The 25,454-nt window shown below is 54.5% G+C and carries 15 protein-coding genes; 5 read left to right on the forward strand and 10 right to left on the reverse strand.

The genetic code is table 11. The features are described 5' to 3' along the window. The first annotated feature begins 507 nt into the window (after positions 1–507). A complete protein-coding gene (locus MKX42_RS26360; protein WP_340755824.1) occupies positions 508–1,404 on the forward strand; it encodes an AraC family transcriptional regulator in 897 nt (298 codons plus the stop codon). Positions 1,405–1,500: 96 nt separating this feature from the next. On the opposite strand, the gene MKX42_RS26365 is transcribed toward MKX42_RS26360, so the two are convergent. Continuing rightward, entirely contained in the window at positions 1,501–3,216 is a 1,716-nt protein-coding gene (locus MKX42_RS26365; protein WP_445669345.1) for an ABC transporter substrate-binding protein, read from the reverse strand. Positions 3,217–3,345: 129 nt separating this feature from the next. On the opposite strand from MKX42_RS26365, the gene MKX42_RS26370 reads away from it, so the two are divergent. Continuing rightward, positions 3,346–4,206 (forward strand): helix-turn-helix domain-containing protein, encoded by an 861-nt coding sequence (locus MKX42_RS26370; protein WP_340755829.1) that lies wholly within the window; start codon positions 3,346–3,348, stop codon positions 4,204–4,206. A gap of 174 nt (positions 4,207–4,380) precedes the next feature. On the opposite strand, the gene MKX42_RS26375 is transcribed toward MKX42_RS26370, so the two are convergent. From MKX42_RS26375 to MKX42_RS26390, 4 genes are all read right to left on the reverse strand, one after another. Beyond that, positions 4,381–5,904 carry a glycoside hydrolase family 43 protein gene (locus tag MKX42_RS26375; protein ID WP_340755830.1) on the reverse strand — a complete coding sequence of 508 codons (1,524 nt, stop codon included), beginning with the start codon at positions 5,902–5,904 and terminating at the stop codon, positions 4,381–4,383. 147 nt (positions 5,905–6,051) lie between these two features. Next, the gene (locus MKX42_RS26380; RefSeq protein WP_340755832.1) at positions 6,052–6,717 is read right to left on the reverse strand and encodes a serine/threonine protein kinase; all 666 of its coding nucleotides are present in this window, start codon (positions 6,715–6,717) and stop codon (positions 6,052–6,054) included. A 179-nt stretch (positions 6,718–6,896) separates the two neighbouring features. Next, positions 6,897–7,934 carry a Gfo/Idh/MocA family protein gene (locus MKX42_RS26385; protein WP_340755833.1) on the reverse strand — a complete coding sequence of 346 codons (1,038 nt, stop codon included), beginning with the start codon at positions 7,932–7,934 and terminating at the stop codon, positions 6,897–6,899. A gap of 1 nt (position 7,935) precedes the next feature. Further along, positions 7,936–9,468: a DUF5605 domain-containing protein gene (locus MKX42_RS26390; protein ID WP_340755836.1), complete on the reverse strand. Its 1,533-nt coding sequence runs from the start codon at positions 9,466–9,468 to the stop codon at positions 7,936–7,938. 263 nt (positions 9,469–9,731) lie between these two features. Here MKX42_RS26390 and MKX42_RS26395 point away from each other — a divergent pair, with 263 nt between their 5' ends. Continuing rightward, on the forward strand, positions 9,732–10,772 hold the full coding sequence (locus MKX42_RS26395) for a LacI family DNA-binding transcriptional regulator (RefSeq protein WP_340757833.1): 1,041 nt from the start codon (positions 9,732–9,734) through the stop codon (positions 10,770–10,772). A 124-nt stretch (positions 10,773–10,896) separates the two neighbouring features. On the opposite strand, the gene MKX42_RS26400 is transcribed toward MKX42_RS26395, so the two are convergent. The 4 genes from MKX42_RS26400 to MKX42_RS26415 all read right to left on the reverse strand — a co-directional run bounded on the left by MKX42_RS26400 (position 10,897) and on the right by MKX42_RS26415 (position 20,820). Next, on the reverse strand, positions 10,897–16,605 hold the full coding sequence (locus MKX42_RS26400) for a HAMP domain-containing protein (RefSeq protein WP_340755838.1): 5,709 nt from the start codon (positions 16,603–16,605) through the stop codon (positions 10,897–10,899). Between the two features lie 21 nt (positions 16,606–16,626). Beyond that, positions 16,627–17,838, reverse strand: coding sequence for an ATP-binding protein (locus MKX42_RS26405; RefSeq protein WP_340755840.1), 1,212 nt, complete (start codon positions 17,836–17,838; stop codon positions 16,627–16,629). 180 nt (positions 17,839–18,018) lie between these two features. Next, entirely contained in the window at positions 18,019–19,452 is a 1,434-nt protein-coding gene (locus MKX42_RS26410) for a PAS domain S-box protein (protein ID WP_340755842.1), read from the reverse strand. A 78-nt stretch (positions 19,453–19,530) separates the two neighbouring features. Then, entirely contained in the window at positions 19,531–20,820 is a 1,290-nt protein-coding gene (locus tag MKX42_RS26415) for a DUF1963 domain-containing protein (protein ID WP_340755843.1), read from the reverse strand. 242 nt (positions 20,821–21,062) lie between these two features. Here MKX42_RS26415 and MKX42_RS26420 point away from each other — a divergent pair, with 242 nt between their 5' ends. After that, positions 21,063–22,985, forward strand: a complete 1,923-nt coding sequence (locus tag MKX42_RS26420) for an ATP-dependent DNA helicase (protein ID WP_340755844.1) — start codon at positions 21,063–21,065, stop codon at positions 22,983–22,985. Between the two features lie 295 nt (positions 22,986–23,280). Here the strand turns inward: MKX42_RS26420 and MKX42_RS26425 are convergent, their stop codons facing one another. Then, entirely contained in the window at positions 23,281–24,348 is a 1,068-nt protein-coding gene (locus MKX42_RS26425; RefSeq protein WP_340755846.1) for an SGNH/GDSL hydrolase family protein, read from the reverse strand. A 176-nt stretch (positions 24,349–24,524) separates the two neighbouring features. Here MKX42_RS26425 and MKX42_RS26430 point away from each other — a divergent pair, with 176 nt between their 5' ends. Continuing rightward, positions 24,525–25,406: an AraC family transcriptional regulator gene (locus MKX42_RS26430; protein WP_340755848.1), complete on the forward strand. Its 882-nt coding sequence runs from the start codon at positions 24,525–24,527 to the stop codon at positions 25,404–25,406. The last annotated feature ends 48 nt before the right edge of the window (positions 25,407–25,454 follow it).

Below are 25,454 nucleotides of genomic sequence, written 5' to 3' on the forward strand. Positions count from 1 at the left end.
TTGGATTCCCGGCGTCACTGCGATGAGGATACGATTTCCCGACCGATGGTTGGGGTTGGGATAAATCCTGCCCATAATGCAACATTCCGCTCCTGAATTCAGCCTTAAACCGGAATTGTTGCACAAAAATCAACATCTGTCCTCCTTCCTGAGACCAAACGGGGAAATTCCTGCTTTTTGTGCAGCAATCCGCCCTGGCACCACTGTACCAGAGAATCAAAATTGCAAAATGTGCAACATTTTCATCATCTCAGCATCCCAGCACCGAGCACCGAGCACCCAGCACCGAAGCACCTTAGCATTCCAGCACACAAGCATCTCGCATTCCCTATATTCAGCCTTCTGCGCTCCCAAAAAACTCAATTGCACTTCTTTTGGAAGGGGCTATCCCGTTCTAAGCCTTAGGATGAATACGCTGATGCCTGCGAGAAGAGATTGGAAGGTTACTTGTTGGGCCAGGGTGTCTAACGTTTGGTTTATATACGATCTGTCAGGAGGGGAAGCGGCATGAATCAGGGTCATATCCGTAAGCCGGAAGGATTTGTCGAGGAGAAGCTGTATGTGCTGCCGGAATATTGGATGAAGGAATTGGAGCAGGAGGAGCTGACCGCCTCCTTGTTCATTACGGACATTGGTTATTTCCCGAATGCCCGTTATCATTTCAGGGAACGCCTGGAAGGCAGCCCGTCGCATATCTTGATCTTGTGTGAAGCGGGGGAGGGTTGGGTGGAGATGAATCATGGAGAGCAGATGACCATGCAGCCGGGGGACATGATGATTATTCCTCCACACACCCCGCACCGGTACGGGGCCATGCAGGAAGAGCCATGGAGCATATACTGGTTCCATTTCAAAGGAAATCATGCGGACCGGCTGGTGAAGCTGTTCGGATTGTCGGGCGCTCCCCTCGCCCTGGCCCCGAGCGGCAAGGCCCGGCTCATTGAATGGTTCGTCCCTGCCTATGAGCTGCTGGCTGAGCGGACCTACGCCCTGGCTACCCATGTGCACATCGCCCAGACGGCCAGACAGCTGCTCTCCGGCATCGGCATTACGGCAGGCCCGTCCGCGCAGGAGAAGAAACGCGGGACCTATCTGGAACAGGCGATCCAGTATATGAACGGACGGCTGGGCAGCAACCTCACCCTGCCTGAGTTGGCTAAGCAGGTCGGCGTGTCGAAGCAGCATCTGATCTATATCTTCAACGCCGAGACCGGAGTCTCCCCGATCGGGTATTTCCTGCGGCTCAAAATCCAGCGCGCAGGCCATCTGCTCGATCTTACCGAACTCAGCATTAAGGAGGTCGGATCCGCTATAGGGATCAACGACCCTTATTACTTCTCCAGGCTGTTCAAGAAGATTTCGGGGTTCTCTCCTTCAAGCTACCGGAAGATCCCGAAGGGCTGAATCTGTACTCGAACGAAAAGGGCTTTCCAGGCTAATTTCTCAGCCGCAGAAATGCCCTTTTTTGAATATCTCTGCCGCGTAAGCTAAGCGGCTCTGCTACTCAATCTCCTTCCCGGTAAACAGCGAGACTCTCGCTTTAACCAGCTCTGTATATTCCTTCTCCATTTTCTCTGCACCCGCTTTATTCAGCTCCGCAATGAAATCGTCGTAGATTTTATCGAATTCGGCTGTGCTGGAGAGGATGGCTTCGGGAATCCGTTTGTGGACGATATCCTGCGTCTTTTGATAGATTACCTGATAATCCCCATCTGTCGGCACCGGCATATTATACAGCGCGCCCCATTCCTTGACCGGGAATTCATCCTCCGCCGGGAACAGGTCTTTCCAGGTTGTTGCGTTATACGCAGCCAGGCTCGCCTTCTCCGCACCCGAATATTCGGCCAGAATCTGTTCCGGGAAGTTCGTTGTATAGTAATTGCCTGTAGAATCCTTCACACCGTCCCCGTAGCGGACTCCCAGCGTGGAATACAACCCCACCCCTGTCGCCTTGGTGAAACTTGCTGCATCGTTGACCTTCTGATCTAGAATTTCGGCAGGGATGACGCGCTTCCCGTTCTCTACATTATAATGCTTGCCTTCGATCCCCCAGTTTCTCAGCACCTGGCCTTCTTCCGAGGACAGCCAGTCCAGGAATTTAATCGCGCGGACCGGATCTTTACAAGCCGCGGTGATACTGATCCCGTAGCCGTCCACTCCGACAGACTGCATGGCGTGATCCTTGTACTCCTCACTCAGCGTAACCGGGAAGTGGGCGTACGTATATTCATCTTTGCCCGCAGCCTTCAGGGCGTTCTCCGCATCCTGATACTCCCATTCCACTGAGGTAAGCCCCAGCACCCGGCCGCTGGAGATTTTGGATTTGTACTGGTCATCCTTTTGAACAAAGGATTCCTTGTCGAGCAGCCCTTCATTGAACATATGGTTCAGCCAGCGGAAGTACTCCTTCTCTTCAGGCTTCTTATAATGCAGCTTCGTCTCGTACGTCTCAGGGTTCACATAATATTCGCCGTCATTGGTTCCTCCGGTGGTGATATCGCCCTGGTTAGTCACCGTAATCATGATCTTCCAGCCGTCAGCATTGACGGTCAGCGGTATGGTCGGCTGCCCGTCCGTCGTTGGATGCTTAGCCACATACGCCTTGAGGACATTCTCGAAATCCTTCACCGTCCGGACTTCGGGATATCCAAGCTCTTTCAATACGCGGTGCTGAATCTGAAATCCGTTCGTCGCATCGAAGCTCTGTTGATCAATGCCGACATTCGTCGGGATCGAATAGATCGCCTGATTATCCTTGCTGTATTTCATCCGGTTCATGTTCCCGCCCATGACTTTCTTTATATTGGGAGCATATTTATCAATCAGCTCGGTCAGGTCGATAATGGCTTCGGCATCCACCAGCTTGCCCAGCTCTCCCTTGGCATAGATCATATCAGGATACTCTCCGCTGGCTGCCATCATTGAGATTTTGTCCTGTCCCCCTCCGCTGCCCACATCATATTCCGCATTCAGGGTAACACCTGTTTTGGCAATAATCTCCTTGCCGATATCATCCTCCATCTTGTTCCAATTCGGACTGGCATCGGCGCCAAAGAAGGTAAACGTTACGGGAGCTGTATCATTTGCGCTGTTATTTCCGTTCGTTATATTCTTTGTGTTATTTCCGGCACTGCTGCTGTTGCTGCAGCCTGCCGAAATGAGCAGCATACTTGCCAGCAGACCCATCCCTAATCTTCTTGGCATTTGTTTTTTCATCCATCTCATCCCCTTTGATTGAATGCGTTTACAGTTATATTTTAGCGTCACCTTTGGCGGATAACCTTGATTTTCAAGTCGCAGACTAGCATTATATAGACAAATACGTATTTCTGAGGTGGGAGCTTTGTGAGCAATGTATATTTGAACTGGTTCACGACTGACGAGCATTTTCCTTTCTTTATCCAATATGGCGGGCATGAAGAAGACACCTCCCTCCATCAGCATGCAGACTTCTCCGAGCTTGTCATTGTGTTGAACGGACATGCTGCGCATATCGTCAACGACGAAGAGACTTTTATCAAGAAAGGCAATGTATTCGTGATTAACGGCGGCACTCCCCATGCCTATAAGGACCCGTATGATTTCAGAATTTGCAACATTATGTACAAATCAGGCATGCTTAAGCTGGCCGGACCGGACTTAAGAACGCTGAACGGCTATCAGGCGCTGTTTGTCTTAGAACCCTTTTACCGCAGCATTAACGCCTATAAAAGCAAAATGAACCTCCCCATCGTCAGCCTGGAGGCTGTCTCATCGCTTGTGGCCGGCATGATTACCGAATATGAGCAGAAGCAGCACGGCTATCAGACCATGCTCGCCTCCAAATTCATGGAGCTGGTCGTGTATCTGTCCAGACATTATGACATTCAGGAGAAGGGCGTGGACCACAGCCTGATGCACCTTGCCAGTGCGATCTCCTATATTGAGGATCACTATCATGAACCGGTTACTCTTGATGCCATTGCCGCCAAATCGGACATTTCCGTCCGTCATTTGAACAGGATATTCCAGGCGTATTATCTGACTACACCAATTGCTTATATTCAGCGGCTCCGGCTGGAACATGCTTGCTCACTGCTCAAGCACACCAGACACCCTATTACAGACATTTCCTATAGGTGTGGATTTAATGACAGTAACTACTTCGCCCGTCTCTTCAAAAAAACGTACGGTAAGTCCCCGAAAGCCTACCGCAATCAGCAGTAGTTGTGCAGCAGCCAGGTCCATACGCCGCTTAACCAAGTGGAAACGGCTTTGCCGTCCTTTTAAAGGACGGTACCGTTTCAGCGAGAAATAGAAGGTTAAGTTATCGTGTGAAACATATAAATTCTTATATTTGCAAAAAAGAGCAGCATGTCCCAAGGAACTGCTGCTCACACCTTATACCGCCGGCTGATCCAGCGGCTCATAATCGAACCAGTCATACGCTGCCGGAGCGGCCTGTCCTGTCACGGACGTCGCATACATGGCAACGAATACCCCGGTGAACCCTCCTGAGATTTCGGTGCTGAGATAATGTGTCTCTCCAGACCCCAGCCCGATCCCCCCGGAATCCGGTGCCTCAACCGAGGCTTCTATGCTGCCGGGCAGCGCCTTGATTCTCAGGATGACCGGCCCGTCAGGACACTCCTCCACCTGCTCCACCCGGAGTGAACCGACCGTCCGCCGGAACACGGCGACTCTCCGCCCGCTGGCAGAGCGGATCACCAGCTCATAATGATGCTTCTCGTTCTTGTACACTGTAATTCCGGCTTCTTCCCCTTCATGCTGCGGCTCATAATCCAGCTCTGCTGCTATATTGGCCGTGAAGTGGCTGAGGCGTCGGCCCACAAAGGCAGGTGCGGCGGCTTCATTCAGCGTGGCCTCGTGGCCATGCAGAACGAGATACCCCGGCCGTTCTTCGAGCGACCAGCTTCCTTCTGCCGGATTACGCAGAAAAGTCCAGTCCAGCCCCAGCCGGGTATCTTCGAAATGGTCTCTTACAGGCTTCCCCGGCCAGCGGACTTCCGGCAGTAGCGGCGAGTCCATAGCCGGCTCGATGCGGCCGCCGTTCCCGATAACCGGCCAGCCCTCGGATGTCCAGGTTACGGGAGCCAGGAAGGTCTCTCTGCCCAGATGATGGCCCATCGGATAGGAGACCGGACGGATGCCTAAGCACACCGCCCACCAGTTGCCGTCCTGCGCCTCAACCAGGTCTGCATGGCCTGTAGCTTGTATGCTGATTGCCGTACTTCGGTTGGACAGAATCGGGTTATGGGGGCAAGCTGCATACGGGCCGTAAGGCTGGCGGCTTCTGGCGATGGTCTCCATATGTCCATACTCCGTTCCGCCTTCCGCGATCATCAGATAATACCAGCCGTTCTTCCGGTACAGATGCGGAGCCTCGGGATGAGCGCCGCCCGTTCCTGTCCAGATCAGCACGCTCCCGGTCAGCATTTCCCCGGTCCCGATATCAATCTCACACTGGTAGATTCCGTTCCCCTTCCCGCCGTCCATGGCGGACTGGAAATATACGCGCCCGTCCTCATCGAAGTACAGGGAAGGATCAATGCCGCCCTGTGCAATCAGGTAAGGCTCCGACCAGGGGCCTTCCGGATGCTGTGTTTTGACGAAGAAATTGCCCATCCCGCTTACATTCGTGGTCACCATATAGAACCAGCCGTTATGATAACGGAGGGTCGGCGCGAATATTCCGCCTGAGCTCCACGAATTCTCCAGCGGCAACTGGCTGGGCGTGGTAAGGCAATGGCCGATCTGCCGCCAATGAACAAGATCCCTGCTGTGAAAGACAGGGACGCCCGGATAATATTCAAATGTGCTCGTCACCAGATAATAATCATCCCCTACCCTGCAGATGCTGGGATCAGGATGGAAACCGGATATGATGGGATTGGTATAGTGCATAAAGAGGCGCTCCTGTCCATTTTCAATTGAATTCTAGGTTCTATATCGATTATAAATGGAATCGCTCTGCCAAACCTTCACTTTCAAGTCACGGGAATAGCAAAATCCAGACATGGCCGCGCTTAGTTCGGTGCAGATGTTATATAGTTACCTTTTCAAATGATTGAAGCCTCTCCGCCTCTGCTTCCCCCGACGCCATAACCGGTACCCTCTGCGGACCGTCTCCAGAATCAGGCGCGGAACCGGAAATACCCGGCGGGAAGCCACCGGCTGGTACAACCGGTAATACAGCCGCTTGTAATCCTCCCACATGCTGCAGTCGTCATCCTTCAGGAAATCAGAGACATCTACAATCAGTCCCCGCCCGTCCCGGAGCATCACATTCTTGGCATGGATATCATGCGGACGCAGCCCGCGGGACCTTGCATACTGAAGCGCATTGTCAACGTCTTCAATAGCCTGTCCGGTAATGAGAATGCCGCGTTGCATGGAATCATAGAAGGTGACTCCGCCCAGCCTTTTGAGAACCAGGAAATTCGCTCCGGCATAATAACACTCCGAGAAGGCCGGATGCTGCCCGAGGCGGCGGTATACCTCTGCTTCTTCCTCAATGCCCGGCCTGCCCGGCGCGTAGATCTTCACTGCGAATTCCTCAGCTCCCTGCCGGCAGAAGACAGCTGCATAATTTCCGGTTCCGAGTACCCTCCAGAGCTTCGGTACACGACTGACCTTCACCGGCTCCAGCGGATTCACGCTCTCAATACTAACCTGTCCCAGCAGCTCGCCCGTGATCTGCTCCAGCAGCTTGTCCATCCTTCTCACCCCGCAGCTTAAGTTCAGTAATGACTCTATCCCCCCAGTGTACGCTATTCCCCGGCGATCAGCCAATCTTGCCGGTAAGCATGGCGAAGAACCGGACAACAGCTCTCCGGTTCTTCGTATATTTGAACGTACCTGTACACTCGCCCATCATCCACGCCGCCCCCTGGAAGCTATGCCATATGAATGACCTCATGCTCCTCCGCACTTCGGTAGGTCCCGAATACAAGCTCCAGCGTCTTCAAATTATCTTCGCCGCTCGTCTGGAATTCCTCACCCGTGTTCAGGCATTCAATGAAATGCGACTGCAGGCGGTAATGGCTCTCTTCAAAATCAAGACCGTTGCCTTCCGAAATCGTAGTCTCCAGCCCGTCGTTATCAATCAGGCTGAGGGTACCGCTGCTGTACAGCTTGATCGTTGCCTGATCGCCTTCAATAATCAGCTGTTCCTTATGGTCCGGCAGCACAGGCAGCGTGAGCCTGCCCGGCAGATTCTGCCGGGTGGCCCAGCTCATATCCATCAGGCCCATATAATCTTCGTAGCCGAGGGTAATCAGCCCGGCGTCCTCCCCGGCAATATACGGGCTGACCTTCCGGGTCTCCGCATATAGCCGCTTAGGCTCCCCGAACAGGAAGCGCCACGTATCATACCAGTGAACCCCCATCTCATAGAACAGCAGCTTCGGCATCTCCCGGAAGAACGGCTGCGGCAGCTCATTCTCCGGGGCAAACCGTGGTGAATAATAATCCGTGTGGATATAGCGGATCGTCTGGAGCCGTCCTGCCGCTCCCTCATCCAGCAGCTTGCGGATGGCCTGAATCGGCTGCAGCCAGCGCCAGTTCTCTGTAACCATCAGCCGGACGCCCGCAGCACGGGCCGTTTCCACCATCTCACAGGCTTCCTCCATGGAGCGGGCAAAAGGCTTTTGGCACATGATATGCTTCCCGGCCCGTGCGGCCAGTCCGACCAGCTCAGGATGGGTATCCGGCGCGGTAACAATATCTATAATATCCGGCTCCGCAGAAGACAGCATGTCTTCCAGCGTGGAGTACAGCATGTCCCGGGGAATCCCGTATGCCTCACCCTTACTGTGCAGCTTAACCGAATCCAGGTCACACAGGCCTTGAATCTGAACGCCGGGGATACGCTGCCATGCCTGCAAATGCTTGTCTGACCAATACCCGGCACCCACTATACCAATCTTCCACATCCTATTTAGCCTCCAAGTCATGCTGATCGTACAGGCGCGTCATTCTCACCGCCATATATGTCCGTCCCGGCAGATCGACCCTGAAGGTCCCCTGATAGCTACCCGCAAGCTCCTCCACCGTCATGTTCCAGGTATCCAGCAGCTCCACCTTGTAGCGGAACTCCGGGTTCATCGTGAACTGGCGGAAGCCCGGCCGGTTGAATCCGAAATAGTAGAGAACATATTCATCCTCCACTCCGGCTCTGGGCAGATCCCAATCTGAAGGCAACGGATTCAGTCCCTCTGAAGGCCCTTCCTCCAGCACGCGCCGCAGAAAAGCAATCCGCTCAGGACTCGTGCCATACAACCGGCCGCCCTTGGCCCACCAGAGCTTATCCTCCGGGTGCAGGTAGGTTTCCCCATGTCCGACATATCCTCCACGGACCGCGCCTTCCCAGAAGCGCCGGACCATCTCTTCCCCGGTAATATTTCCCCAGCCATGCTCGACATTTCCCTCGTAGGCACATTCATCAATCACGACAGGCTTATTCCAGCGCCGTCTCCATTCGTCTGTATTCTCGGAGGTCTTGTACGCATCCACACGCTGAATACTGCAATGCGTAACCCAGGGCTGGTTGAAGTCATAGAAGGCAATCCCATTGTGATTAGAGATCAGGTGTCCGTAAGGATCATACGACGTTACAATATGTGCGTACCTCTCCCAGTCGGCCAGCAGCTTGTTGCTCATGAAATCATATTCATTAGCCAGCGACCACCAGATATGGCGGTAAGCCGAGAGTCTGGCTACAAGGTACCGGAGATAGCGGTCATCCGCCTCCTTGCCCATATCTGCGAAGCCCCAGCGGTCATACGGGTGGAACAGAATCAGATCAGCCTCGATGCCCAGCTCCCCAAGGTCTGCAATCCGCTCCTCCAGATGCCGGAAGAACGCCGGGTTGAACCGGCTGTAATCCCACCCCGCCTGGACCGAGCCTTCATAAGGATAGTACTCCGGTTCGTTCTCGTTATAGGAGTAGGATTTCGGGAACACGCACATTCTTATTTTGTTAAAAGAAGACGCTTTCAGCGTATCCAGCGTCTGGCGCTCCATCTCATCCCCCTGATGGGTCCAGGCGTAGCAGGTGGTGCCGACAGGAAGATAGGGCGTTCCGTCCGCATAGGCAAAATGAAAGGTATTCCGCACCCGGACCGGACCATGATTCCCCCCTGCCGCAGCCGTGCATTCCAGTTCCCCCTCAAGTCCATGCAGAGCAGGCGCATTACTGCTGGTCCGGAACGTCCACTTCCCCTGATGCTCCGGCATGAAGCGGATGCGGTACACCCCGTCTCCATCATAGAAACCCAGAACCAGAACCGAACGATCTCTCATCGAAAATTCTGCCTGCAGCGCTACCTCCGTAAACGGATTGCCCCCGGCAGGACCTCCGAGCAGTACAATTTCACATACGCCCCACTGTGAAGTCTGGTCAGGCACCGATACGGAGACCCTCCCCTGGAATGCTTCAGCCTGCCCTGCTTCCTTCGGATTAGCCATAAGTCCTGCTCCCTTCTGTATGAATCCTCAGATATACAAATAACAACACCACTAAACAATAACTAAACAAAATCAGATAAAATAACTTTACGTCTATTCTAAAGTAATCCTACATCACCTTATAATTATCGTCAACGTTATTATTTTAACTAAACATCACTAAACAAAAGGACTCAAAACCTGCTTCATTGCTAAAATCCGCACCTTCCCTTACACTAAACATACTTAAGCTACGATACTGAATGGAGGTCTTGTCATTGAATATGGAGGAGCTTGCCCGGCTGGCCGGGGTCTCCAAAGGGGCCGTCTCGCTGGCGCTGAACGGGAAGCCGGGGGTCGGGCCGGAGACACGCGGGCGAATCCTGCGCCTGGCGGAGACCTATGGTTATACCGGCAGGGGAAGAGCGGCCGCCGCTCAGACGAACCCCACCACCCTGCGATTCCTGGTGTTCACCAATGCCGGACTCGTTCATGAGGAGTACTATCAGCAGCCCTTCTTCCGGGAGCTGATTCATCATATTGAGGAATGCTGCCGGATGGGAGGCTACAGTCTGATATTCTCCGCGATTGAAGAGAAGCACTATGAGCAAGGCATTCAATCGGTGATGGAGGAGCCCACCAGCGGCGTGATACTGCTCGGGACCAGCCTGGATGCGGCCAGAATAGCCGATATCGCGGATAAGCTGCCCGGCCTGATTGTGCTGGACACCTGCTTCGATGCGCTGCCTGTCCATTTTGTCGAGATCAATAATTATATGGGGGCTTATCAGGCGGGCTCCTATCTGACCGGACGCGGACACCAGAGGATCGGTTATATCGCATCCGAGGAGCGGATTCATAACTTCGGGGAACGGCAGCGCGGGTTCATGGACGCCATGGCGGAGGCGCAGGTGGAGATCCCCCGGAGCAATATGCTGGCGGTGCCTCCGACCTTATTTTCCTCGCAGGGGCCGTTACGGGACAAGCTGCAGCGATTGAAGGACAGCGGACAGCCTTTTCCCACCGCCTTCTTCTGCGAATGTGATTACATCGCCATCAGCGCGATCAAAGCACTCGGCGAGCTGGGCTTCTCCATCCCGGAGGATGTATCCGTCATCGGCTTCGATAATATCAATGAATCGCAGATTGTAGCCCCGGAGCTGACCACGGTTCATGTGGAGAAAGAACGGATGGCCGCATGGGCAGTGGATCTGTTCACCGCTTCTCTTCACCGGCAGTCCGCAGTCAGCACCAAGGTCAAAGTCGACACCCTCTTTATCGAGAGAGCTTCCTGCCGGCGGCTCGAACCCTCTGCGGATCAGTAAGCTACATTCACAGCCTATTTGCAAAAAAACAGGAGCCAGCCCTAACCGCCTGATCGCGGCTAAGGGGTTGGCTCCTGTTCCTGTTCCATGGACCTGTTTTAGGGTCCGTCCTATTCGTCCTGCTCTATTGGTCCAGCCAGGTACGCATCATCGATAGCAGCTGTCCGCTGTTCACCGGCTTGGTAATATAATCCGAGCAGCCTGCTTCCAGGCACAGCTCCCGGTCCCCCTTCATCGCCTTGGCTGTAAGCGCAAGTATCGGGAGGTCCCTCCATTCCGGCTTCTCCCGGATTGCCCGGGTTGTCTCATAGCCGTCCATTCCCGGCATCATGATGTCCATCAGGACAATGCCGATATCCGGCGTCTGCTCCAGCAGCGTGATCGCATCCTGGCCATTTTCCGCAGGGATCACCTTCATCTGATGACGCTCCAGAATGGAGGTGAGCGCAAAGATGTTACGGATATCATCATCCACTACAAGCACCTTTTTATACTCGATCATCTCATCCGATTGATACAGCTTCACCAGCTTGTCTCTGGAGAGCGGCGGCAGATTCTCTGCCTTGCGGTGCAGGGCGAGGGTCGATTCATCAATCAGCTGGGCATCCGATTTCACCTCTTTGAGCACCGCCATCTTCGCCAGCTCATCCCATTCGGTTTCTTCCTCCGTCGTCAGCTTCCGGTTCATCTGCACCAGGACGGGGATTCTTTTGTTCCTGGCGTTCTTGTACATCTCCCGGAGGAAGCGGATCAGATTCATGTCCGCCAGGCTGCTGTCCAGCACGATCGCATCGAACGTCTTGCTGTTCAACTGGTTCAAAGCTTTGCGCCCGGTCTCTACAAGAGTGAGTGTAAGATCCGGGTTGTCCAGCAGCTCGGCTACATGCTTGCGCTCCTGTTCATCCTGGACGGCGACCAGCAGATTTGCCGTGGTATGATCCGCGAACCGGTTCAACCGCTCCAGCGCATTCTCCAGCTCCTCATTGGTCACGGGCTTGCGGAAATAATCGTAAGCACCCTTCTGCAGCAGCAGCACCTCGTCTTCATCCACAGTCATCACGCAGACCGGAATATGCCGCACCCCGATATCGTTCTTGAGTTGCTGAAGCACCAGCCAGCCGTCCGTATCTCCGCCAAGATGCAGATCCAGCGTGATGGCCGACGGCTGGTATTTCTGAACCAGCTCCAGGACATCCCAGCCGCTGGTGGCGATAACCGCTTTGATTCCTTTTTTGTGGAGCATCCCCAGAATGATCTCGTTGAACTTCTGATCGTCCTCAACGATCAGGAACACCCGGTCTCCAGGTTCAATCCCATCGCGGTCATCCGCGAAGGGCTCCTCTTCCGGCTTGACAAGGCTGCTTCTGCGTTTGGCCGGGGTGATATCAATGACCTCGGGAACATGAGCCTTCGGAGGCTCCGGTTCTGTGAATTCCGCTTCTGTCGGCAGGTACAGGTTAAATACGCTTCCCTTGCCTACTTCACTGTATAAGCTAATCTCCCCGCCGAGCATTTCGGCAATCTCGCGGGAGATGGCAAGCCCAAGACCCGTTCCGCCGTATTCCCGGTTCGTACTGCCATCCGCCTGCTGGAACGCTTCGAAGATAATCTGCTGCTTCTCCGCCGGAATGCCGATCCCCGTGTCACTTACCGAGAAGCAGATTACGGTTGTCGCCCGTTCAAGCGATTCATTATCCGGATGCCAACCGTCGGCCGCTTTGCGGATTTGCAGCATAATTTGCCCCTGCTCGGTGAACTTGAAGGCGTTCGACAGCAGGTTCTTCAGGATTTGCAGCAGACGCTTGGAATCCGTAGCGATGCTGGCCGGTACACCGGGATCAATCTTGATCCGGTAGTCGAGCTTCTTGGCATCCACCATATGGCGGAAAGAACGGTCCAGCCCGTCCGTCAGCTCCGCCAGCGAGACTTCGCTGAAATCCGGCGTGATCGTGCCGGATTCGATTTTGGACAGATCGAGGATATCATTAATCAGGTTCAGCAGTTCCAGCCCGGAGTCCTGAATCGTCTTGGCGAATTTCACCTGCAGCTCATGCAGATTCTCATCCGGGTTCTCGGCCAGCTGTTCTGCCAGGAGCAGCAAGGAATTCAACGGCGTGCGCAGCTCATGGGACATATTGGCCAGGAATTCGGATTTGTATTTGGAGGTCAGGGCAAGCTGCTCTGCCTTCTCCTCCAGGTAACGCTTGGCAACCTCAACCTCATGGTTCTTGCTCTCCACTTCTGCCTTCTGGAGTACAAGCAGCTTCGCCTTATCCTCAAGCTCGTCATTCGTGCTCCGCAGCTCCATCTGCTGCTTCTGGAGCTCCTCGGTAAGCGATTGGGACTGAATCAGCAGCTCCTCCGTCCGCTGGTTCGCCTGCATCGTGTTGATCACACTGCCGATGGATTCAGTAAGCTGATCCAGGAAAGCGATGTCGATATCGCTGTAAGGCCGGAAGGTCGCCAGCTCCAGAATCGCTAGCACCTGATCCTCGAAGATGATCGGCAGCAGAATGATATTCAGCGGGGTCGCTTCTCCCAGTGCGGACGAGATCATCACATAATCGCCCGGAACATTGGTCAGCAGAATCCGCTGCTTCTCAATCAGGCACTGGCCGACCAGCCCCTGCCCCGCCCGGAATTCATTCGCCAGATGCTTGCGGTTCTGATACGCATAGCTGGCGAACAGCTTCAGGACCGCTTCCCCGCCGGAGGGTTCATTAATATAGAAGACGCCATGCTGCATCGATACCAGCGGAGCCAGCTCGGACAGAATCATCCGGCTGACTGCATACAGGTCGCGCTGCCCCTGAAGCATCCGCGAGAACTTGGCCAGATTGGTCTTCAGCCAGTCCTGCTCGGTGTTGATGCGGGTCGTCTCCTTCAGGTTACGGATCATCTCGTTGATGTTATCCTTGAGCGTGGCAACCTCCCCGGAGGCGGACACATCAATCGCCCGTGACAGATCGCCGTTAGTCACCGCTGTCGCCACATTGGTGATGGCCCGCACCTGTGTGGTCAGCGTACTCGCCATGTAATTGACGTTGTCGGTCAGATCACGCCAGGTACCCGCAGCCCCCGGCACACTAGCCTGTCCGCCCAGCTTCCCTTCGGCTCCAACCTCGCGTGCTACAGTAGTCACCTGATCAGCGAAGGTGGCCAGCGTCTCGATCATGTTATTGATCGTATCCGTCAGCTCGGCAATCTCGCCTTTAGCCTCAACGGTCAGCTTCTGCTTCAGGTTACCGTTCGCCACCGCCGTCACGACCTTGGCGATGCCGCGCACCTGATCGGTCAGATTGGTCGCCATGATATTCACGTTGTCAGTCAGATCCTTCCAGATGCCTCCGACACCGCGCACCTGGGCTTGTCCGCCCAGCTTGCCGTCCGTGCCAACCTCGCTCGCTACCCGCGTCACCTCGGAGGCGAACGAATTCAGCTGATCCACCATCGTGTTGATCGTGTTCTTCAGCTCAAGTAATTCGCCTTTGACATCCACCGTAATCTTCTTGGACAGATCCCCGTTCGCTACCGCCGTGGTTACACCGGCAATGTTGCGCATCTGAATCGTCAGGTTGCTCGCCATGAAGTTCACCGTATCGGTCAGATCCTTCCAGGTGCCGGAGACATCCTTCACCTCGGCCTGCGCGCCCAGCTTGCCGTCCGTACCCACCTCGCGCGCTACACGCGTCACCTCAGAGGCGAAGATCGAGAGCTGGTCCACCATCGTGTTGATCGTATTTTTCAGCTCCAGAATCTCGCCCTTGACGTCTACGGTAATCTTCTTGGACAGGTCGCCCTTGGCTACCGCCGTGGTCACATCTGCAATATTACGCACCTGATCCGTCAGATTGCGGGCCATGTTATTTACGCCTTCGGTCAAGTCCTTCCAGGTGCCGCCGACTCCCTTCACCTGCGCCTGTCCGCCCAGCTTACCGTCTGTACCGACCTCGCGTGCGACGCGCGTCACCTCGGAAGAGAACATGGAGAGCTGGTCCACCATCGTATTAATCGTGTTTTTCAGCTCCAGAATTTCACCTTGCACATCCGCAGTGATTTTCTTGGACAGATCGCCGTTCGCCACCGCTGTCGTTACTACCGCAATGTTGCGCACCTGATTCGTCAGGTTGGACGCCATATAGTTCACGCTCTCGGTCAAATCGCGCCAGGTTCCGGCTACGCCCTTCACCTGCGCCTGTCCGCCCAGCATTCCTTCAGTGCCGACCTCGCGCGCCACGCGCGTCACCTCGGAGGCGAAGATCGATAGCTGCTCCACCATGGTGTTAATGGTGTTCTTCAGCTCCAGAATCTCGCCGGTCGCATTCACCGTAATCTGCTTGGACAGATCCCCCTTCGCTACGGCAGTCGTCACTTCAGCGATATTACGCACCTGATCCGTCAGCGTGCCGGCCATGAAGTTCACGCTGTCGGTCAGATCCTTCCAGGTCCCGGAGACGCCCTTCACATCGGCCTGTCCCCCGAGAATCCCTTCCGTAGATACCTCGCGCGCCACGCGTGTGACCTCGGAGGCGAAGTTGCTGAGCTGGTCCACCATGATGTTAATGGTGCTTTTCAGCTCCAGAATCTCGCCCTTCGCATCGACGGTAATCGTCTTCGACAAGTCGCCCTTGGCTACCGCCGTGGTCACTTCCGCGATATTGCGTACCTGATTCGTTAAGTTGGACGCCATATAATTGACGCTCTCGGTCAAATCCCGCCAGGTGCCGGACACGCCCTTGACGTCCGCCTGCCCGCCGAGAATCCCTTCCGTACCCACCTCACGCGCCATCCGGGTCACCTCGGAAGCAAAGGTCGATAACTGATCTACCATCGTATTGATCGTGTTCTTCAGCTCCAGAATTTCACCCTGCACATCGGCCGTAATCTTCTTCGACAGATCGCCGTTGGCAACCGCCGTAGTCACCACCGCGATGTTCCGCACCTGATTGGTCAGGTTGGACGCCATGTAGTTCACGCTCTCGGTCAAATCCCGCCAGGTGCCGGAGACATCCTTCACATCGGCTTGTCCGCCGAGCTTGCCTTCGGTCCCGACCTCACGCGCCACCCGGGTCACCTCAGAAGCGAACATGGAGAGCTGATCCACCATCGTGTTGATCGTATTCTTCAGCTCCATGATTTCGCCACGCGCATTGACCGTAATCTGCTTCGACAGATCGCCGTTCGCTACGGCAGTGGTCACTGCCGCGATATTGCGCACCTGATCCGTAAGATTCGTCGCCATATAATTGACGCTGTCGGTCAGATCCTTCCAGGTGCCGGAGACCCCCTTCACATCAGCCTGTCCGCCCAAAATACCTTCGGTACCCACCTCACGCGCTACGCGTGTAACTTCGGAGGCGAACGTACTGAGCTGATTCACCATCATATTAATATTGCTTGCCGTTCGCTGGAACTCGCCGGTAAGCGGCCGTCCTTCAATCGCCAGCTCCACCTGCTGGGACAGATCGCCCTTGGCTACCGCGTTAATGACCCGGACCATCTCGCTGGTCGGCTGAATCAGGTCAATGACCAGACCGTTCAAGGAATCGGTCACCGTCTCCCAGGACCCGCCCAGATTCTTCTGTGTGAACCTTCTGGACAGATTGCCTTCCTTCCCAACTACGCGGGCTACGGTCTCGACTTCATGTACCATGCTCTCCTGAATATCCATAATCTCGTTGAACGTATCCGCTACCTTACCGGCGATTCCCGTCCGGTCATAAGGCATCCGGTGGGAGAAATTGCCCTTCTTCATCGCCATTAAGGCGCTCAGCAGTTCACCGGCATCTATTCCATTACCCTGGTTTTCTTTGATTTGGTTGTCATCGCTCATAGTATCAACCCTGCCCCTTATTCAGCACATATTTTTCTCCAATCCAAGATACTCACGAACGGCAATTGTAAAAACAAACGTAGCCCCAGGTTCCTCCGATGGCTCGACCCGGATGCTTCCGCCCATCAGCTCCACCAGAGCTTTGCTGATCGATAAGCCAAGTCCCGTGCCTTCGAATCTGCGTGTGGTAGAGGCATCGAGCTGGGAGAAGGGCTGGAACAGCTCCCCGATTTTATCCGGCGGAATCCCGATTCCTGTGTCTCTGATTGTGAATTCTAGCGTAAGCTTCCCCGGCGGTCCATCCAGCTTGTTAACCATTATGTATATACTGCCTGCATGGGTGAACTTCACAGCGTTGCCCACGAGATTATTCAGCACCTGGCGGAGACGGTTCACATCTCCCACCAGATCAGGCGGCACAGCAGGATCTATCTCCACCACCATATCAAGCTTCCGCTCACGGATCCTCGCGGTGAATAGGGCAACCGTCTCGCTAAGGCAGTCTTGCAGGGAGAACGGTGCCTCTTCCACCACCAGCTTCCCGGCTTCCAGCTTGGAATAATCGAGAATCGGATTGATCACCGACAGAAGGGCATTGCTGCTCGTGTGGATAATCCCTGCCATCTCACAATATTCCTCCGGCAGATCAGAGGCCAGCAGCAGATCAGACATCCCGATGATCCCGTTCAGCGGCGTGCGGATTTCATGGCTCATCATCGCCAGGAATTCCGATTTCACCTTGGAGGCAATTTCTGCGGCTTCCTTGGCTTCCCTCAGCTCCTGATTCGTCCTCTCCAGCTGCCGGGCCTGCTGCTTCAGCATCTCGCTCTGGAGCTGCAGCTTCTTATTCGCTTCATACATGCTGACGTAACCCTCAATCTTCGACTTGAACAGCTGCGGGACGAAGGGCTTCGTCATGTAATCCATCGCACCGACAGAGTAACCCGCGAAGATATCCTCCATCGTCGTACTGTTAGCGGACATGAAAATAATCGGCACCACATGATTCTTCTCCCGGGTACGGATAAGGCGCGCCGTCTCCAGCCCGTCCATGCCCGGCATTTGCACATCCATCACAATGACGGCGAATTCCTCCTCCAGCAGACAGCGTAAAGCTTCAACCCCGGAATAGGCCCGAAACAACTGGTAAGGCTCTCCGCGGAGAACGGCCTCAAGGGCAAGCAGGTTCTCGGGATGATCGTCTACAAGCAGGATATTGACTGGAAAATCCATGAGAACCCTCGCTTTCCAGGTTGTAGCATGCCTTGCGTTTATATTTCGAAAATATAGCTTATATACCCAAAATTTCAAATAACGAAACCCCGTTATTCTTAGTGTGAACTTTCCCTGAGCGCAGATAATCAAAAGAGCAGCGGGGTCTGGTCTGACCTCACTGCTCCGTTTGGATACCGCTTATGTATGTTGTAATTCATGAAGCAAAGGCAGCGTAATCTCAACTATTGTTCCCGTCGGCTGGTTGGTTTTGAACTGTAGAGTCCCCTTATGATTATGGATAATTTTCTTACTGATCATAACACCTAGTCCATTCCCTCCGGATTTGGTCGTGAAGAACGGAGCACCGATCTGCTGCAGAAGCTCTGCCGGTATGCCCGGCCCGGTGTCGATGATGCGTATAATGGCTGCATGCTCCTCATGTTTCAGCTCCAGCGTAATTTCTGCTCCGTGCGGGCTTGCTTCTATCGCATTTTTCAGCACATTGATGAACACCTGCTTCAGCTTGTTAACCGCGCACCGGACAGGCAGGCTGTCGAGATCCGTGTGCATGACAATTTCGTTATCTGTCATATGCGCCTGCGCATTCAGCAGGACAATCACCTGTCCGAGCAGCCGGACCAGGTTACAGTCTGCCAGCTCGGACGGCATTTCCTTGCCCAGCAGCAGCAGCTCGCTGATGATGGAATTGATCCGGTCCACCTCTGACAGGATGATCTCGTGCAGCTCCCTGTTCATCTTGGAGCGGGAATACAGCAGCTGGACGAACCCGCGGATGCTGGTCAATGGATTGCGGATTTCATGGGCAATGCCTGCGGACAGCTCACCGATCATGGACAGGCTCTCGCTATACCTCAGGAACTCTTCCGTTTTTTTTCGTTCGGTCATATCGCGGGTAATCGAGATTACCAGCTGGCGGCCATTCAGCCTGAACGGCTTCGCACTGATCTCCACCGGAATTTCCCTTCCGTCCTTAGTGACCTGAACCCATTCGACGAACATTCCTTCTCCGCTAAGAATGGACCCGAACATCTTATTCACCTCCGGCACCAGAGCTTCTGCGGCAATAGAGCGCGGGGTCTTGTCCAGCAGCTCATGGCGTGTGTAGCCCAGCATCCGGCAGCCCGCCTCGTTCACATCCAGGAACTTCGAAGGCTTGCCCTCCTCATCCTGCTCATAAATGAAAATGGGATCGTTCGCTTCATTAAACAGCTTGTAATATTTCAGCTCTGAGAACTTGATCTCCGTTACATCCCGTAGTACACATACATATGCTGTAATGTGTCCTTCCGGATCTTTTACAGGGGATATAGTTATCTTGACACTGATCAGCTCTCCGTTCCGCTTAATCCGGAAGGTATCGAGGGCAAACAGAGGCATCCCCCGATCGATGAAATTATACATCTGGTAAAGCTCGTCCCTGAGCTCCGGGGGAACATGGGGGAAATCATGGAGGTTCAATTCCTCTGTTGACCAGCCGTACAGCTCCACGAATTTGGAATTGGCGTAACTCACTTTTTTGTCCATACCCAGAATGTAAATCGGGTCCGGGCTGTGCTCGGCAAAAGAATACAGTGAATAATGCATCATCTGATGAACTGAGAAACGACTCATATATCAGCTCCCGCAGCCAGTTTATTTTTCATTCCATGGTAGCACTTTACGAGTAACTTATCTGTGACAAAAGCAGGCTCAGGTCTGCTGGTAATTCACCGCTGTAATCAGGCACTCCCGGCACAGAAAAGCATAATAAATTCCCTCGTCCTCCGCCACCTGGCCCATATCCGCCTGCGCCGCAAAAGTCATCGTCTGTGCGCAGCAGGGACAGGCCGGATAGTCCGCATCCTGAATCCAGGCCGGATGTCCTCCGATCTGCGAGGCCGGCGCCTCCAGCACCCAGTGTGCACTCTCATAAGTGCCTGCCGGCTGTTCCGACAGCTGCATTACATGCCATGTGTTGAACGCCAATGCTCCTCCAGTATTGTCAGGCAGATATCCAGGAACAACATTATATTCACTCCATGCATACCCGCCCTCCAGATCAGCCTTCATATATACAGTGCCATAACAGTTGCAGTGCATACAGGCTGCAATTCTTAGTCGCTTGCCGGGAAGCTCCATGAACCTAACCTGCGGATGCTGCAAATCGTAATCAAATAAAACAATTAGCGCACCTCCGCACCAAGGACAGGCGTGCGTTCCTGTCTGGAGCATTTGAACAGCCGCCGGAGCACCGGGCGCTTCCAGAGTGTCTTCCCTGCTTACCAGGAAGGGGTAACATTCAGGATGATACAGCTGCCTTTTGCCGCCTCCGGCATCCAGCTCCCAGCCCGCTTCACGGGCATACATCTCGGGTGCCTGATATAACGCTGCTGCCCACTCCGGCGGGGACTGCCGCCATGCCGCGAACAGCCTGACCACCTCTTCATCGCCAATCCAGGCCAGCGCCAGCAGCAGCAGATTACGGTTAACCGGATCGGACTCCACCTGAGCAATGAGCCGGTCCCTGACCTGCGCGTCAGCATCCTTGAAGAGGATCGCGGGCGCATAATTCCCTGTGTGGAGGAGCATTTCCAGACCTGGCCCAAGCCGTGTATCCGTGAAGCAGAGGAGTGACACCAGAACCATCTCCGCCTGGTCTATATCCTCTTCTTCCAATAAATGAACGGCGTAGCTCTCCATCCGTCCTCTCTCTTCCTCCGTCAGTCCGTGGTACAGCTCCTGTGCGGTCCGGGGGTACGGGACTTCCTTGATTAGCGGATCAGGCTTCCGCGGGCTGTGCATCATGGTGAGAATTTCAACCGGATCATGGATACCGGCATACCTGTTCACCTCTTTGCGGTTCTGTTCAATATAAGCCTGTCTTCCCCTCGCTCTCTTCTGCTGGTAGCAGGGCATGCAGATGCCTCCGGTCTTCAGTGCGGTTGCAGGAAGAATCGTTCCCGTGCAGCCGGGGGTCTGACAAGGCAGACGTTCGCTCATATGTTCTCTCTCCCTTCATGATCAGTACGCAGATTATGCCCTCATTATAATAGATATTACCCTTGACTGTTCGCCCGTCATCTAAGATAATAACAACCTCTGCCGTAATCCATGCAGGATAAGACTAACATTGACAAAGAAAAGGGGCGGTCGTTATCAACTGGTTAAATGATCTCTACAAATTACAGAAGCAGGAGCCGGCCAAAAACGCCGAGCCTGCCCTGGTCAATGCCATCTTCCGCATGTATGACCGGTTCAAACGGCTCGGTCTCACCGAACGGCTCGGCCAGCAGGATATGTCGCTGGATATTGCCAACGCTTATGTCCATGGCCGAAATGCCATGATTGAAGCCGGAGTCGGCATCGGCAAATCCTTCGCCTACCTGATTCCCGGCCTGCTCATTAACCAGCTCTCCCGGCAGCCGGTCATTATCGCCACCTCGTCCATCCAGCTCTCCGAACAGATCCATAAGGATCTGCGGTTCATCGGCAGCCGGCTCGGCTTCTCCATGATCCGCTCTGTAGTCGGCAAGGGCATGGGGCAGTATGCCTGCCGGTATCGGGCAGCAGACCTGTTCCCGTCCGGGGAGTCCGGCTCACCGCTCACGGTAATGGCAGAACGTATCCTGAATGCAGAAATCAACGAGCGGGCAGATCTGAAGGGCGGAGTCAGTGATGCCTTATGGTCTAACGTGTGTGTGACAGATTGTAAGTTCGAGCACTGTCACTACAAGCATACCTGCGCCTTCTACGACATGCGGGCTAAGATCAACGCCGGCCCGGGCGAGATGGATATCATCATCGTGAACCAGGACCTGCTGATCCGAGACCTGATCAAGAAAAAGGAAGGGACCAAAGGCCTGATCACCGAGCGGCCTGCTCTGATCATTATAGATGAAGCGCATAATCTGGAAGCCAAGGTCAGGGATGCCCAGACTCTTGAATTCACCTTCCGGCAGATCTCCCGGGTGCTGGAGGATGCCATGCAGCTTCTGTTCAAGCAGTCGGCGGACCGCAGCCTGATGAAGTCCTGCCAGTTCGTTCGGCGATGTGCCAAAGAGCTGTTCAGACAGATCGAAGCGGACCTGCTGCACTCGGCCAAGCAGGACACTGACCGGATTAAAGTATCGGCGATTACTGGAGTCCCGCTGCAGCAGGCCGTGCAGATTTTGCAGGAGTTCCGCCTCAGTCTCTCGGTGCTGACTTCCCGGCATGAGCGGGAGATCGACAATATCTTCGAAGCGGTTAACGGAATGATTGACCTCTTCCAGGTGCTTGCCGGGACGGAGGACAACTATCTGCTCTGGGCCAGCCAGCCCAGGGGAGAAGCTGCCGTCAGCATCTGCCCCAAGGGGATCAGCCAATTCCTGAAATACAGTCTATTTAGCGGCAAGACCTCTGTCATCCTGACCTCCGCAACCCTCAGCCAGTCCGGCGGTACGCTGGAGGAGCAATACGCTTATCTGTCCCGTTCACTGGGCTACAGGGGGGAGTATATGGAGCGTCAGGCTTCACCGTTCGATTACGACAACCACACGATGATGTATATTGCCAAAGACGTTCCTTACTATAACCACCATAACCGGGAAGCTTATCTGGAAGCGGCGTATAAGGAGCTGCTGCGGCTGTGCAATGTAACGGACGGGCGGACGCTGGTGCTTTTTTCGGCCAAAGAGGATATGAAGTACATTCACAAGAAGCTGAGTGCGGAGAAGCTGAACTGGGCGCTGCATATGCAGCGGGAAGGCTCGTCGCAGGACGGGGTGATCGCTGAGTTCCGGGCGAGTAAGGGCGTGCTGCTGAGTACCGGTGTATTCTGGGAAGGGGTGAATATCGAGGGTGCAGATCTTTCGCATCTGATCGTCTTCCGGCTGCCGTTCCCGGTTCCGGCTGATCCTGTCTACGAATACAAGGCTGCGCAGGCGGCGAATCCGCTTATGGAGGTCTACGTGCCGGACATGCTGCTCCGCCTGCGGCAAGGCACCGGGCGTCTGATCCGCAGCGAGACAGACCTCGGCGTGCTCAGCATTCTGGATTCCCGCCTGTCGGCCGCAGCCCGCAACCCGTACCGGGAGCAGGTCCTTGCCGCCCTGCCGTTCACCAAGGTGACGGAGGAGTTCGGGGTGCTGGAGAGGTTTGTGCGTGAGAAGGGAATTCATCGGTGATGAGGGACAGAATGGCAGGTTGGAGTGCTGAGACGTATGTGCCTATTGTACTTTGTACATTAGATCGAGCTATAAAACTAACTTTCTAGCCTTTCTACTGTATTATGTACAGCAGAATTTAGAGATTTTGCCCATATTGGGCCTCTCTCCAGTATTCTACTGTACTAAATACAATCGGCATCGTTTTTAGGGGTGTTTTTATGAAATTCTACTGCACATAGTGCAATCACCACTTGATTAGCCGCTCGTTTCTTCACCAGCCAGCCCCCTACCCGCCAGCCTCAATCTGCCCGGATCACCAATTCATCAGCCTGCGGATTTCTGACGCTAGTCTATCCGCCGCTTTGCGATGCGTTACCTGCGAAGGATGATAATCGACGGCGTAGCCGTCCGCCTCTAGCTGCACCTCGAGTTTCATCACCGAGATTCTGCTGTCGCCGGTTTCCCCGGTATAGCGGCTCACCGCCTGCTCCAGGACAGGGTAGAGCCTGTCCCCCATGATCCCCAACGTACATAGAATGGTGGAAGCGGGATTATTCCGTCTGACCTTTTGGAGAAAAGCGACATAGTTCTCTGCATAATCCGCCTGCTTGGCGGGGTCCTCCTTGGTGTAAGAATCGTCGTTAGTCCCCAGATTAATGACGATCAGCTCCGGCGTGAATCTGCTAAACTCCCAAGGTATCTCCTGAGGCAGCAGATTGCCGCCGAACCTCCCTTCCGACTTACCCACCTTCTCGTAGTAATCGGGCAGAAGATGCGTGGTCAGCTTCTGGTCGTTCTCCGTATAGCCGGTAATAATGCCGTATCCGCTGTAACACACCATACTGTAATCCGCACCAAGCTGCTCTGCGCTCAGGTAGGCGTAGGCCTTCATTACATCTTCTGTAGCCGTAGAAAAAGTATGCAGCGCCTCTTCATCATCCACACCATACCCGCAGGTAATGGAATCGCCGATGAATTCAATCGTATGCTGCGGAGATGGAGTCGGCTTAATCCCTTCCTCAGCCTGCACCGCGATCTCCGCAATGCCAACCGTTGACATGGCCGCTTCAGACAGCTTCGTAATTCTTACAGTAATCTCTTGCTCGGTGTCGCTTTCGAACACTGTATATGTTTTGCGCGGGAGATCCACCTGATCGTCTATCACCCGCCGGCCGTTAACGCTGATTCCGATCCGGGCCAGATTGTTGCCGGTTGCAGCGATATCATCGCCTTGCAGAGTGATCCGGGCTGCCCGTCCGTAGAATGAGAATTCCACCCCGCCGCCGGAGAGCGCCAGCCACAGCACCTCCCCCATCCAGTGGGTCCGTCCAATGATTCTGACATGATTAGCTGCCGGTTTGTACGTTTGCATCTGGGACATTCCATAACCTTCCTTCTCTCGTTTCTATTCGTAACAGTAGCAAAGGCGCTTTATATTAGCAATGAAGATTGTTGAGTAGTGCTTTTCATATAGTTGCTTAGGTAGTGTGGTAAGATACTAAGTACTTGTCAAGTGGGAACATATAAATTCTATATTTTGAAAAAAGGAGCATATCCATGGACATCCCCCGAGGGACTTATGGCTTTCGCTTTGCCGAAGATAAGGAGCTGCAGCTGTGCGTATTGTTCGCAGCCGGTTATGATTCCGTCTCCGATCCCGCTTACCGCTGGGACGGCATGGAGCGCAGCGACGGCCCGCTGCTGCTGTTCCAGTATACGCTCTCCGGTGAGGGCGTGTTCGAGTCAGAGAACCGGACCTACCGGGTCCGGGCCGGACAGGCTCTGCTGGCGGAAATCCCGGGGCCGCACCGGTATTACTATCCGCCGGATGCGGCAGAGCCTTGGGAGTTCCTGTTCCTCCTGCTGCGTCCAAGCCTGATCCTGCCCCACTGGCGCAGATTCCTGCGCGAAGCGGGCGAGGTGCCCCGGCTGCCCGCAGATTGCGCCCCTGTCCGGCTGGCGCGGATGATTGTTATGGATGCCGGAGCGGGCAGAATCTCCGATCCGCTGATCGCCTCGTCCAGCGTCTACCAATTCATGACCGAATTGACACGAATGCAGGCAGCTACGCTGCGCGACAGGGACAACTGGTCAGAGAATATCAAGCGCGCCGCTGCATTCATCGAGCAGCATTACCCGCAAATGATCAGCATCGACCAGCTGTCGGAGCATGTCTGCCTGTCCAAGTATCATCTCATCCGCCGCTTCTCGGCCAGCACCGGACATACGCCCGGTGCTTATCTGACCCGGGTCCGCACGGAGAAAGCGATGGAGCTGCTCCGGGGGACGAGCTTAAGCATTGAAGCCATTGCGCAGCAGATCGGCTACTCTAGCGGAAGCTACTTTATCAAGGCGTTCCGCAGCCTGACCGGTCTGACGCCGGGCGATTTTCGCAGCGGGGATGAGAGTCTGACTTACCGCCGCCTGTTTTTCGATTAAGCGCAATATAGTGCTATTCCACTCGTAAGATTACTATAGATATTAGAA

The sequence above is a fragment of the Paenibacillus sp. FSL R7-0204 genome, from assembly GCF_038002225.1.
GTDB lineage: Bacteria > Bacillota > Bacilli > Paenibacillales > Paenibacillaceae > Paenibacillus_AQ.